The sequence below is a fragment of the Marinobacter sp. F3R11 genome (genome assembly GCF_003318275.1).
Lineage (GTDB): Bacteria > Pseudomonadota > Gammaproteobacteria > Pseudomonadales > Oleiphilaceae > Marinobacter.
In genome coordinates this window covers 43,337-55,991 of the sequence record NZ_QOCH01000014.1, presented here as the reverse complement: position 1 = coordinate 55,991, position 12,655 = coordinate 43,337, and the positions used below count along the sequence as shown (strand labels likewise).

Below are 12,655 nucleotides of genomic sequence, written 5' to 3'. Positions count from 1 at the left end.
CAACCTATCAGCGAAAACAGGAGATTGCCCAAAATGCCGACGCAACGCAATGCCAGCGCACCGGCAACTACCTACAGGTCGGGAAAGATTTTACGTATTAAAACTGACAAAAAGCGGTTATAATATCGTCACATAATGCATTGCCCGGCAATGCTCTACCTCCCGAATTCCGAGTAAATCAATGTCTGAATTGTCTTTTGCCGAACTGGGGCTTGATCCAGCCGTACTTGAAGCTGTATCTGCTATCGGCTATGAAACCCCAACGCCCATCCAGGCCCAGTGCATTCCAGCACTGCTCACTGGCAAACATCTACTGGGCGTTGCCCAGACCGGCACGGGTAAAACCGCTGCCTTTGCACTACCGCTGTTAAGCCGGATAGATGCATCTGTGACTGAACCTCAAATCCTGGTTCTGGCACCCACCCGGGAACTGGCCATCCAGGTTGCTGAAGCCTTTACCTCTTATGCCGCAAAGTTCCGTAATTTTCATGTTTTACCAATTTACGGAGGCCAGGACTTTTATCCACAGATCAAAGGCCTTAAACGTGGTGCCCAGGTTATCGTTGGTACTCCCGGCCGTATGCTGGATCATCTTCGCAAAGGCACTCTGAGACTGGGCAACCTGAAAGCTCTGGTACTGGATGAAGCCGATGAAATGCTGCGTATGGGCTTTATTGACGATGTCGAAGCGATCCTCGCCAAAACACCGGAAAACTGTCAGCGCGCACTCTTCTCTGCCACCATGCCACCGCAGATCAAGAAGGTTGCCAAAACCTACCTCAGAGATGCTGTTGAAGTTAAAATCGAAAGTGAAACTCGCACCGTTGACCGCATCGCCCAGTTCGTGCTGCCGGTTTATGCGGAACGCAAACTGGATGCACTGACCCGCATTCTGGAAGTAGAGCCAATCGAAGGCGCAATCATATTTGTACGCACCAAGGCAGAAACCACACTACTGGCCGAGAAGCTCAGCGCCCGCGGCCACGCAGTGGCACCTCTGAATGGAGATCTGAACCAGCGGCAGCGTGAACAGACCGTTGAAGACCTTAAACGCGGCAAAAAAGATATTATCATTGCGACCGACGTTGCAGCCCGTGGCCTTGATGTGCCCAGAATTACACACGTTATCAACTACGATGTGCCTTACGATACTGAAGCCTACATCCACCGGGTCGGGCGTACTGGCCGTGCCGGCCGCACAGGAAAGGCCATATTGCTGGTAACTCCTCGCGAGCGGAGCTGGTTACGCACCCTTGAGCGCGCTACCAACTCGCCCATGATCGCCTACGAACTGCCGTCACCGGTTGAACTGAAAAAAATGCGTGAAGAGCAGTTTGAATCCCAGCTGCTGGGTTACTCCGAGGATAAAAAACTCGCAAAGTCCATGGCATTGCTCGACGAGATCGCCGAACGCAACGAGATGGATATTGCCATGGTTGCCGGGGCTCTTGCCTGCTGGATGGAGGCAATGCAACCCGGGTCACTGCCGCTTGAACAGCCAGAGGCACTCCCGATAGTATCTTCGGCCCCACCTCGCCGTGACCGCAAGGGTGGTCGTCCGGGTGAGTTCCGCAAGGGGCCGCCAAAAGGTGGGTATAAAGGGCGTGGAGGGCCTGGCGGCGCCGGCGCTCGCGGCAAGCCACCTGGAAAAGGCGGCAAGCCTGGCGGTAAGCGCCCTCCCCGTCAGTCAGACGCCAAGCGCTGATAGACGACGAAGCTATAGTCGTATGGATTGTTATCGGACGCGGAGAAATCCTCCCGTCCGATTTCTTCCCACTCTTCCCAGTTCACTTCCGGAAAATACGCATCGCCATCCACCTCGGCATGCACCTGCGTGATGTATATGCGATCTACCGTGGGTAGCGCTTCTGCATAAATTTGCCCTCCCCCGATTATCATTACTTCATCGCCACCATCCAGTTCAGCCTGTGCTTCGGCTTTTATCAGAGCCTCTTTCAGCGATTGAGCAGCAACAGTTCCGGTGGGCGCTTCACGGTCTGCGTTCCGGGAAATCACCACGTTCATCCGGCCCGGCAGCGGCCTGCCAATGGAATCCCAGGTTTTCCTGCCCATAATGATGGGCTTGCCCATGGTCGCTTGTTTGAAATACTTGAGGTCGCCCGGCAGATACCAGGGCAGTTTGTTATTCTTGCCGATTACCCGGTTTCGGGACATGGCGACGATTAGTGCCTTACGCATGCTTTGTTCCTCTGGCTCGGAGCTTGCTGACTTCGGGGCGGCGAGGGTGCGGGAAGGGCTGTCCAAAAAACGCTGTGAATACGTCCGTGTACACTTGGCTCCGCCATCCATGGCTCCGCACATTTTTGGACAGCCCTTCCCGCACCCTCGCGGTCGAACTTTAGGTGAAGCCTGCCTGGTTTATATTGCTATAGGGGCTTTGATTCCGGGGTATGGGTCGTAGCCTTCAAATTCAAAATCTTCCAGTTCGTAATCAAATATTGAGTCTGGTTTGCGCTTGATCACGAGTTCAGGGAACGCCTTCGGCTCACGCTTGAGCTGTTCGAAAACAATGTCATCAGTCAGGTGATTTTGATAGAGATGACAGTCGCCAAACGTGTGCACAAACTCACCAACCTCCAGGTCACACTGCTGGGCAATCATATGCGTCAGCAAGGCGTAGGAAGCAATGTTGAACGGTACCCCCAGAAACAAGTCTGCGCTGCGCTGGTAAAGCTGGCAGGAGAGCTTGCCATCAAGCACATAAAACTGAAACAGGCAGTGGCAGGGAGCCAGGGCCATGCGACCCTCGCGGACGTTGTCCTGGGGGCCTACCGATTCGTCCGGAAGTTCCGCCGGGTTCCAGGCGGAAACAATCAGACGACGGGAGTTTGGCTTGTTGCGAATCTGGTCAATGACCTCGCTGATCTGATCAACTATGCGGCCATCCGGGCATTGCCAACTGCGCCACTGCTTGCCGTATATGGGACCAAGGTCGCCGTTTTCCAGTGCCCATTCGTTCCAGATAGATACTTTCCGCTCTTTCAGCCAGTTGTTGTCCGTAGACCCATTCAGGAACCAGAGCAGTTCGTAAATAATGCTTCGCAGGTGTACTTTCTTCGTGGTTACCAGAGGGAACCCGTTTTGAAGGTTGAAGCGGATCTGGCGCCCGAAAACAGAGCGGGTGCCGACGCCGGTGCGATCGCCTTTATCGAACCCGTTATCTACTACATCCTGCATAAGATCGAGGTAGGCTTTCATTCCACGTTTCTCCGGTAAGCAATAAACATCAAAACAGCCCCGGCCAGAAGCATAGGGAAAGAAAGTACCTGCCCCATGGTTAGCCAGTCAAACGCCAGATAGCCCAGTTGTGCATCCGGCTGACGAACGAACTCCACCAGAAAGCGGAAGATTCCGTAGCAAATCAGAAACAACCCTGACACCGCCATTTTTGGGCGAGGCCTGGACGAGAACCACCAAAGGATAATAAAAAACAGTACCCCCTCCAGGGCAAATTGATAAAGCTGGGAAGGGTGCCGCGCCAAGGCGTCCGGAGCCTGGCGGAACACCATGCCCCAGGGCAGATCCGTAGGCTTACCCCAGAGCTCTCCGTTAATGAAATTACCAATCCGGCCAGCTCCGAGACCTACCGGCACCAGCGGCGCCACAAAATCGGCAAGGCGCCAGAACCCTGTACCGATTTTGCGCCCGTATAACCACATGGCAAACATGACGCCAAGCAGCCCGCCATGGAAGGACATACCACCTTCCCATACACGCAGAAGCCATAAGGGGTCCGCGAGAAAAACATCAAAGTTGTAGAAGATAACGTAACCAAAACGCCCCCCCAGAATAACCCCAAGCGCCAGATAGAAAAGAAGATCACCCATCTGCTCTTCTGTTATCGGGGAGCCAGGTTTGCGGGCACGCAAGCGCCCCAGCCACCAGCCAGCGACAAAACCAACCAGATAAGTCAGTCCATACCAGTGAATCTTTAATGGCCCAATAGCAATAGCTACCGGGTCTATCTGTGGATGCTGAAGCATCAGAAACCTCTCAGGTCAGAAGAAAACGAAGACCAATCAACAAAAGCATTAACGCAAAGATACGCTTCAACACCCTGGCATTAAGCCGGTGCGCCAGATTCGCCCCCACTCGGGCAAACACTACGCTGGTCAGAATAATTCCGATCAGCGCCGGCATATAAACAAACCCAAGACTGTATTCCGGCAAAGCAGGCTCCTGCCACCCTGTCCAGGCATTACCCAGGGCGCCGGCCACAGCAATGGGCAACCCACACGCAGCAGAAGTACCAACCGCTTGCTGCATGCGGACGTTACACCAGCTCAGATATGGCACTGTGAGCGTACCACCGCCAATTCCGAAAATGGCTGAAGCCCAGCCGATTCCTGCACCTGCTGCACCCAGGCTCATATTCCCCGGCAGCTTCCTGCCAGGTGATGGGTTTACATCGAGCAGCATTTTGAAACCCACAAGGATGACAAATATGCCGATGATCAGTTCCAGTGCAGGACCGCTCAGTAACGAAGCTGTCCAGGCGCCAATAAAAGCTCCAACCACAATGCCAAAGATCATCGGGCGAAAAATATCCCAGCGTATCGCCCCGTGTTTATGATGCGAACGGATAGAGCTTAAAGAGGTGAAAACGATGGTTGCCAGTGAAGTTCCAACGGCCATATGAGCTGCGATTTCCGTGCTGAAGCCTTGCAGTCCGAAACTGAATATAAGCACCGGAACAATGATCAGGCCGCCACCAATGCCAAACAGACCGGCAAGGGTTCCGGCAAAGGCACCGAGTGCCAGATATACAGAAAATAAGGACAACAGGGACATAGCTGCTCACACATCCGGGAAAACAAGGCTGGTATGATACACACCAGCAACAACTTCAAATACCCCTTCACTCCGGAGAACAACCTTGCATGTGCCTGATCGCATTTTCCCTTGGCCAAAGCACCCGTTTTCCCCTGGTAATCGCGGCCAACAGGGATGAGTTTTTTCACCGGCCCACTGCACCTCTCGACTGGTGGACTACAGACTCCGGTAACCGGGTGCTTTCCGGAAGGGATCTGAAATCCGGCGGAACCTGGCTCGCTGTTTCCCCCAATGGCAGGGTTGCCGCCGTTACCAACGTCCGCGAAGGCACTCCCGAAGCCGGCCAGATAAGCCGTGGCGAACTCCCCCTGCGGGCGCTCACAGAGCCTCACTCTCAACTTCAGAATAACCTGACAAATACCGCCAGCCGCTACGCCGGATTCAACCTCATCAGCCTCTGCGACACCCATGGCTGGTATTTCAGCAATCGGGATGCACACCCGGGGCGCACAATTCACCGTGGCACATACGGCCTTAGCAACCACCTGCTTCAGACTCCCTGGCCAAAACTGTTACGGCTCAGAGAGGCCGTAGACCAGACAGTAAAATCAGCAGGCAGCAGCTCCGGAGACCTGCACAGAGACCTCGCTGTACTGCTCCAGGATGGGACACCGGCACCGGATCATCTGCTACCGGATACGGGCGTAAGTCGTGATACAGAACGCTTTCTTTCATCACCGTTTATAACCGGAGCCGAATATGGAACCCGTGCCACAACGATCGTCAGCATCTCAGGCACAGGTGAAATCCGGGTTACTGAGCAGAGCTGGGCTCCCGAAGGTCGCCCTGAAGAATACCGGGAGTTCCACTGGCAGCGATAGAGCTCAGCCTCTGATATAATCCGCAAAATTCGTTCACCCGATCGGAGGGCAGCCGATGGCTGGTCAACAAGACACCACATCCATTGCCGATTTTGAAAAATCCCTTGATGAGCTGGAAACGCTGGTACGTAACCTGGAGCAGGGCGACCTGTCCCTGGAACAATCGCTGGCTGCCTTCGAACGTGGCGTAAAACTGACCCGGTCATGCCAGCAGGCCCTCAAAAGTGCCGAACAACGGGTTGAGCAACTGGTGCAGAACGGCGACGGGACCCTGGAAACCCGTCCATTTTTGCCAGATGACTCCAACTGATGCGTAACAGGAGCGCTCCTGCCATGGACTTTCTGGAAACCTGTCGTGCCCGAGTGGACGCAGAGCTGTCTCGTCGCATTGAATCCGGTAGTTCCGCCTCTGAGCGACTCCAGGAAGCCATGCGTTACAGCGTACTGGGTGGGGGCAAACGCATTCGGCCTGCGCTGAGCCTTGCTGCTGCGCGTGCTCTGGGCCAGAGCGGTGATACCGCGCTGATCCCGGCCTGCGCCGTGGAGTTGATCCACGCCTATTCGCTTGTTCATGACGACCTCCCGGCGATGGATAACGACGAGTTGCGCCGGGGCCGGCCAACAGCACACATCGCCTTCGATGAAGCTACCGCGATTCTGGCCGGAGATGCCTTGCAGGCACTGGCATTTGAATGGCTGGCAGATGCCCCGGGTATCGATGCATCCGCACGGATCAGCATGATTCAGGAGCTGGCCCGGGCCAGCGGCCATCGAGGTATGGTAGGTGGTCAGGCAATTGACCTGGAATCCGTTGGCAAAAGTCTGACACTGGCACAGCTCGAAACCATGCACAGACATAAAACCGGTGCCCTGATTGAAGCCAGCATTCGGATCGGAGCACTGAGCGCGCCGGGAGTCAGCGAAGGCTCACTGAATGCCCTGGAAGGCTATGCCAAAGCCCTCGGCCTCGCATTTCAGGTTCAGGATGACCTCCTCGACATTGAAGGCGACACAGCAACCATCGGCAAACCCCAGGGTTCCGATATTGCACGCGCCAAACCAACTTACCCTGCCCTGCTTGGGCTTGCCGGAGCACGGGAGCATCTCTCCACACTGCTCAGCAACGCACTCGGGAGCCTCAAGGATTTTGGTCCGGAAGCCGACCCGCTGAGAGCCATGGCTGATTACGTAGTGGCAAGAACTCATTGAGCTTTCCTCTGATTTTTTCATTAAGTTCGCCATTGAACCCGGTTGCCGCAAAAGCGCACACTGGCAAAATACAAATTCGTTACATATGGTCCGACATGTGTGAAACAGGCACCCCTGTTCCCCTATAATGACGGCCAGTTACCGAACATCCCGGAAAAGACTCGAGTAGATGCAGGACACTTATATTTTCAAGGAAATCCCATCACAGCGGCCAAACACACCGCTGCTGGACAGGATCGACGTACCGGCCCAGTTGCGGGAGCTTCCGTCTGACCAACTAGTCCAACTCGCCCGAGAGCTGAGGGCGTTCCTGTTATGGAGCGTTGGTCAGACCGGCGGCCATTTTGGCGCGGGGCTTGGGGTGCTGGAACTTACTGTGGCGTTGCACTACACCTTTAATACACCGGAAGACCGACTGGTATGGGATGTTGGCCACCAGGCTTATCCACACAAAATTCTGACCGGCCGCCGGGAACAAATGGGCAGCATCCGCAGAAAGAACGGACTGGCCGCCTTTCCGAAGCGTGCGGAAAGCGAATACGATACCTTCGGTGTTGGTCACTCAAGTACTTCTATCAGTGCAGCGCTTGGTATGGCGGTAGCCGCCCGGGAGCAGAATACCGGCCGCAAAAGTATTGCGGTGATCGGCGATGGAGCCATGACTGCTGGTATGGCCTTTGAAGCATTGAATCATGCTGGCCACCTGCGCGCAGACATGCTGGTAATCCTGAACGATAACGACATGTCGATCTCCCGCAATGTCGGCGGGCTGTCCAACTATTTTGCCAAGCTGCTTTCAAGCCGCACCTACAATCAGGTCCGTGACAGCAGTAAGAAAGTCCTTCAGGGCGCTCCGAATCTCATGGCTCTTGCAAAGAAAACCGAGGAGCACTTCAAGGGCATGATTGCCCCGGGCACTCTGTTTGAGGAGCTGGGGTTCAATTATATAGGCCCCATTGATGGCCATGACCTGCCCCTGCTGGTCGAGACTCTGGAAAATATCCGTGAGCTGGAAGGCCCGCAGTTTTTACACGTGGTGACAACCAAAGGCAAAGGCTTCGCTCCGGCTGAAGCAGACCCCATTGGCTACCATGCCATCAACAAAATTGAACCTGCATCACCCAACCGGCCGGAAACTCTGAAGCCCGCACCAACCCGACTGAAATATGCCAACGTGTTCGGACAATGGCTATGCGATGCAGCAGAACTTGATGAGCGCGTAAATGGCATCACCCCCGCCATGTGCGAAGGCTCAGACCTGCTGGCATTCTCGGAGCGCTTCCCGGACCGGTACTTCGATGTGGCCATTGCCGAGCAGCATGCCGTAACACTTGCAGCGGGCATGGCATGCGATGGCGCAAAACCTGTAGTTGCGATTTACTCCACATTTTTGCAGCGGGCATACGATCAGCTTATACATGATGTGGCCATACAGAATCTGGACGTTCTGTTCGCCATCGACAGAGCCGGTCTGGTTGGTGAAGACGGCCCTACCCATGCAGGGGCCTTTGATATCAGCTATCTTCGCTGCATCCCGAACATGGTTCTGATGACACCATCTGATGAAAATGAAACCCGTCAGCTGCTGCATACCGGCTTGCTGTTTGAAGGGCCTGCAGCCGTGCGGTACCCGAGAGGCACCGGGCCCGGAGCAGAAATCCAGGAAAAACTTACGCCCGTGGAAATCGGCAAGGGGCGCAAAGTTCGCGACGGCAGCGGCATCGCTATTCTCAACTTTGGCACATTGCTCGCCCCTGCCATGGAGGCCGCGGAGAAGCTGGGAGCAACGGTAGCTGACATGCGCTTCGTAAAACCACTGGACACAACACTGATTCTCGAACTTGCCGAGCAGCATGATCTGCTGGTCACTCTGGAGGAGAACACCATCGCGGGCGGAGCAGGAAGTGCGGTTGCCGAATTCCTGAACTGCCAGGAGGTTTCAATGCCGGTGCTTCAGCTTGGACTACCAGACACCTTCATTGATCACGGCAGACACGAAGAATTGCTCAAGGACTGCGGACTGGATGCCCAAGGCATCTTCTCAGCCATAAATGCCCGTATGGAGCGACTGCAGCACCAGAGACTTAAAGCCGTCAAATAAAGCATAACGGTTTGCTCTGACGGAAAAAGCCCGCTTCGGCGGGCTTTTTCGTACGTTCGTATCCGGCATATGGGCAGTGCTTACAGCTGAGGATCATCATCCTGATGTGTTTCCAGCCAGTGCCCGAGTTTGCTCTGCTTGGTATTCAGGTAATGCTCATTATGGGGGTTACGACCCACCTGAAGAGGAACACGTTCCGCAATCTCAATACCGTAAGAGGTCAGCGCCTTTACCTTGCGTGGGTTGTTGGTCATCAGACGCAGGCTTTTTATGCCCAGGTGCTCCAGCATGTCCTTGCACATGCTGTAGTCGCGCAGGTCTGCCGCAAACCCGAGGCGCTCATTGGCTTCCACCGTGTCCGCACCCTGATCCTGAAGGTGGTATGCGCGAATCTTGTTAAGAAGGCCAATACCCCTGCCCTCCTGGCGTAAATACATAAGAATACCGCGACCCTCCCGGGCAATGCTGCGCAAAGCCTCTTCAAGCTGGTAGCCGCAGTCACAGCGCATGCTGTAAAGAGCATCGCCAGTAAGGCATTCCGAATGCGTACGTGCCAGCATGGGGCCTTCAGCATCCAGAGACCCCAAAGTCAGAGCAACATGCTCCTTTCCCGTGTCCAGCTCTTCAAAACCGTGCATATCGAATACCCCGAACGGGGTCGGCAACCGGCAGGTCTGGATGTAACGAACAGCCACAGTCTTTCCTCGTGGTTCAATAAATCGGGGCGCGCATTCTACCATGTGCCGACCGCAAGGCGTAATTCCCGTGTACCCGCGGTAAAATCAGCGAAACCAAACAGGATCAGTCAGCAGTCCAGTGCCCACTGCGGCCGCCTTTTTTCTCCAGTAGACGCACTGCACCGATTTCCATTCCTTTATCCACGGCTTTGCACATGTCATAGAGGGTCAATGCTGCCACGCTGGCAGCGGTAAGCGCCTCCATTTCAACACCTGTCCGGCCTGAAAGCTTGCAGCATGTGAGTATGTGCACGGACGCGCCATCAGCTCCCGGAGAGAGTTCGACCTTAACCGAGGTGAGGTTCAGAGCATGGCATAACGGAATCAGTTCATGTGTTCTCTTGGCGGCCATAATCCCCGCAATACGTGCGACAGCCAGCACATCCCCTTTCGGATGCTCTCCGTCTGTAATCATTCTCAGTGTTTCACACGTCATATGGATGGTTGCTTCTGCGCGGGCTTCGCGTTCCGTTACGGCTTTATCCGTAACGTCCACCATACGGGCTTCACCCTTGTCATCAAGATGGGTCAGTTTACTCACGGCGTCTCCCGGGATACAGATTTGAACAAATCGCCGCATAACCAGCGATGTATAAGAAAGTTCCGCCGGCAAGCATATCAGAGACAGGACCTGCCGAGGCTGGACATCCTCAGTTTTGTGGCCACCAATAGCGGATTCCAGCAATCCCTTGCCCTCCGACCCGCTTTACCTGATCCAGATCGGCCATCTCAAGGCCTCCAAGACCAAAGACAGGAATCGTTGCACGGGAAAGCAGTTCGCGAAACCGGGCCCAGCCTATGGCCGGCATACCGGGGTGAGTTGCCGTAAGCTTTACCGGCCCCAGAGTCACATAATCGGCACCGATTGTAACGGCATGATCTATCTGAACGGCATCATGGCAGGAAACTCCGAGCCATACCCTGTCTGGCACAGGCCTCACATCAAGCTTTTCAGCTTCACGCCAGGGCAGATGCAGCCCTGCCGCGCCCGGATTACCATCAAACACTGCCGGCGATCCATGCAGAACAAGACCGGCACCAGCAGCCTCGCAAATACCAGAGGCAAGTGTCGCGAGGGAACAATAGTCTTCCGCCGCCATACGGGGTGCGCGTAATATTACCAGTCCGGGGCTCTCCCCGTTTTGTTGTAGCGGTTCAGCCAGAGCACTGCGAAGTTGCCGGACCCCGGCATCAACAGTATCAATAGTTCCGGTTATAGCAAGCTGGGAAGGCAGTCTAAGCGCGCGGATGATCGGTCGGTTCGCTGCCGGAAAGTCATCATCGCGCAGGTCGTCCGGGTGCACCCAGTCGACGAACTGTCCCTCCCGGCCATGAGCCTCGCCTTGAGCCTGATCTGTTCTCCACACATCGAGAAAAACCCGCTTATCGCCATAATCATGGCGAATACCGATCACGGGCCTGAGCGTACCCTGTGGTATTTTTAACCCGGTCTCCTCATAAATCTCCCGGGCAAGCGCATCCTGAACGGTTTCATTCAGCTCAACCTTTCCACCTGGAAACTCCAGCAGACCACCCTGATGTACGTGGTCTGGCCGGCGAGCAATCAATACACGCCCCGCCCGGACGATGACGCCGACTGCTACATGAATTTCACGGACAGCTGTGCCTGTACCCGACATTCTTAACTACGGTAGTCAGCATTGATGGAGACATAATCGTGGGAAAAATCACAGGTCCAGACCGTCTCGCTGATGTCACCTCGCTTGAGGTCGATGGTGATAGTGATCTCCTCCTGATCCATAACTGCCTGCCCTCTCTCTTCGGAGTAGTCCTCCGCACGACCACCGCCTCTTACAAGACATACGTCTCCGAGATAGATTTCCAGCGCATTAACATCCAGACCTTGAACCCCGGCCCGCCCAACGGCAGCGAGAATCCGCCCCCAGTTGGGGTCTGAAGCAAACAGTGCCGTTTTCACCAAAGGTGAATGGGCTACGGTATAGGCCACATCCAGCGCTTCTTTCCGGGCCGCAGCGCCGTCCACACGAATAGTGACAAATTTCGTTGCGCCTTCACCATCACGCACGATGGCATGGGCAAGATTAAGATAGACTCCCTTCAACGCATCCCGCAGCGCCGGAAGAAGCGGGCTGTCCAGCGTGATTTCGGGGCCGCCGTACTGGCCGCTGGCTATCAGCATACAGGCGTCGTTAGTGGAGGTATCCCCATCAATAGTAATGCGGTTGAACGACTGCTCGCCCAGCTCCAGTGCCAGCGCCTGTAATGCGTCTGGTGCAATAAGGGCATCCGTGGCGATAAAGCCCAGCATGGTCGCCATATTTGGACGGATCATGCCGGCACCCTTACTGATACCCGAAATGGTAACCCTGTGACCATCCAGATCAACCTGTACCGACTCACCCTTCGGCCGTGTGTCGGTGGTCATAATCCCGGATGCGGCTTCAGCCCAACGATTATCCGCTGTGTTGGCCAAAGCATCGGGCAGCGCATCCAGAATTTTCCGGACTGGCAAGGGTTCACCTATCACACCGGTTGAAAACGGCAGCACCTCGGTGGTACTTACACCAGCCCCCTGCGCCAGCGCTTCACAACAAGCCAGCGCATCTCTCATGCCACGCTCGCCCGTGCCCGCATTGGCATTACCTGTGTTGATCAGCAAATAACGCGGCGCTTTCTCCGCCAGATGCTTGCGACTAAGAGTGACTGGAGCAGCGCAGAACTGGTTAGTGGTAAACAGGCCAGATACGCGACTTCCCGGTGCCAGCTCGAACACCACTATGTCTTTGCGCCCGGGCTTTTTGATACCGGCGCTGGCAATACCCAGCCTGACACCTGCTACCGGAAAGAATTCGGGTAAGCTTCCTGGTCCAACCGCCATCTTGCCACTCCTTCTGAAATTTCTTCTGAATTGAATATGCCTGAAAACGAAAAACCCGCAGTCTGCCAGTCAA

The 12,655-nt window shown here is 55.2% G+C and carries 13 protein-coding genes; 5 read left to right on the top strand and 8 right to left on the bottom strand.

Annotated features, from left to right (window positions below; all coding sequences use genetic code 11):
• Window positions 1-181: 181 nt before the first annotated feature.
• On the top strand, window positions 182-1,705 hold the full coding sequence (locus DS878_RS08280; RefSeq protein WP_113815516.1) for a DEAD/DEAH box helicase: 1,524 nt from the start codon (window positions 182-184) through the stop codon (window positions 1,703-1,705).
• Here DS878_RS08280 and DS878_RS08275 read toward each other — a convergent pair.
• The 4 genes from DS878_RS08275 to DS878_RS08260 form a co-directional block, all read right to left on the bottom strand.
• Window positions 1,684-2,199: a dihydrofolate reductase gene (locus tag DS878_RS08275; RefSeq protein WP_113815515.1), complete on the bottom strand. Its 516-nt coding sequence runs from the start codon at window positions 2,197-2,199 to the stop codon at window positions 1,684-1,686. The genes DS878_RS08280 and DS878_RS08275 overlap by 22 nt on opposite strands.
• A gap of 180 nt (window positions 2,200-2,379) precedes the next feature.
• Complete coding sequence (locus DS878_RS08270; protein ID WP_113815514.1) at window positions 2,380-3,219, bottom strand: thymidylate synthase; 840 nt, start codon at window positions 3,217-3,219, stop codon at window positions 2,380-2,382.
• On the bottom strand, window positions 3,216-4,004 hold the full coding sequence (gene lgt, locus DS878_RS08265; protein WP_113815513.1) for a prolipoprotein diacylglyceryl transferase: 789 nt from the start codon (window positions 4,002-4,004) through the stop codon (window positions 3,216-3,218). Before lgt ends, DS878_RS08270 begins: the two co-directional genes overlap by 4 nt.
• 10 nt (window positions 4,005-4,014) lie before the next feature.
• Complete coding sequence (locus DS878_RS08260; protein ID WP_113815512.1) at window positions 4,015-4,812, bottom strand: sulfite exporter TauE/SafE family protein; 798 nt, start codon at window positions 4,810-4,812, stop codon at window positions 4,015-4,017.
• Between the two features lie 89 nt (window positions 4,813-4,901).
• Between DS878_RS08260 and DS878_RS08255 the strand changes: the two genes are divergently transcribed.
• From DS878_RS08255 to dxs, 4 genes are all read left to right on the top strand, one after another.
• Window positions 4,902-5,675, top strand: coding sequence for an NRDE family protein (locus tag DS878_RS08255; RefSeq protein WP_113815511.1), 774 nt, complete (start codon window positions 4,902-4,904; stop codon window positions 5,673-5,675).
• Between the two features lie 55 nt (window positions 5,676-5,730).
• A complete protein-coding gene (locus tag DS878_RS08250) occupies window positions 5,731-5,985 on the top strand; it encodes an exodeoxyribonuclease VII small subunit (RefSeq protein WP_113815510.1) in 255 nt (84 codons plus the stop codon).
• Entirely contained in the window at window positions 5,985-6,884 is a 900-nt protein-coding gene (gene ispA, locus DS878_RS08245; RefSeq protein WP_113815509.1) for a (2E,6E)-farnesyl diphosphate synthase, read from the top strand. Before DS878_RS08250 ends, ispA begins: the two co-directional genes overlap by 1 nt.
• Before the next feature lie 169 nt (window positions 6,885-7,053).
• A complete protein-coding gene (gene dxs, locus DS878_RS08240) occupies window positions 7,054-8,985 on the top strand; it encodes a 1-deoxy-D-xylulose-5-phosphate synthase (protein WP_113815508.1) in 1,932 nt (643 codons plus the stop codon).
• A gap of 80 nt (window positions 8,986-9,065) precedes the next feature.
• On the opposite strand, the gene ribA is transcribed toward dxs, so the two are convergent.
• The 4 genes from ribA to argJ form a co-directional block, all read right to left on the bottom strand.
• Window positions 9,066-9,680: a GTP cyclohydrolase II gene (gene ribA, locus DS878_RS08235; RefSeq protein ID WP_113815507.1), complete on the bottom strand. Its 615-nt coding sequence runs from the start codon at window positions 9,678-9,680 to the stop codon at window positions 9,066-9,068.
• Between the two features lie 106 nt (window positions 9,681-9,786).
• Window positions 9,787-10,263 carry a cyclic pyranopterin monophosphate synthase MoaC gene (gene moaC / locus DS878_RS08230; RefSeq protein WP_113815541.1) on the bottom strand — a complete coding sequence of 159 codons (477 nt, stop codon included), beginning with the start codon at window positions 10,261-10,263 and terminating at the stop codon, window positions 9,787-9,789.
• A 109-nt stretch (window positions 10,264-10,372) separates the two neighbouring features.
• On the bottom strand, window positions 10,373-11,362 hold the full coding sequence (locus DS878_RS08225) for a Nudix family hydrolase (RefSeq protein ID WP_113815506.1): 990 nt from the start codon (window positions 11,360-11,362) through the stop codon (window positions 10,373-10,375).
• Between the two features lie 2 nt (window positions 11,363-11,364).
• Complete coding sequence (gene argJ / locus DS878_RS08220) at window positions 11,365-12,582, bottom strand: bifunctional glutamate N-acetyltransferase/amino-acid acetyltransferase ArgJ (protein WP_113815505.1); 1,218 nt, start codon at window positions 12,580-12,582, stop codon at window positions 11,365-11,367.
• Window positions 12,583-12,655 lie beyond the last annotated feature (73 nt).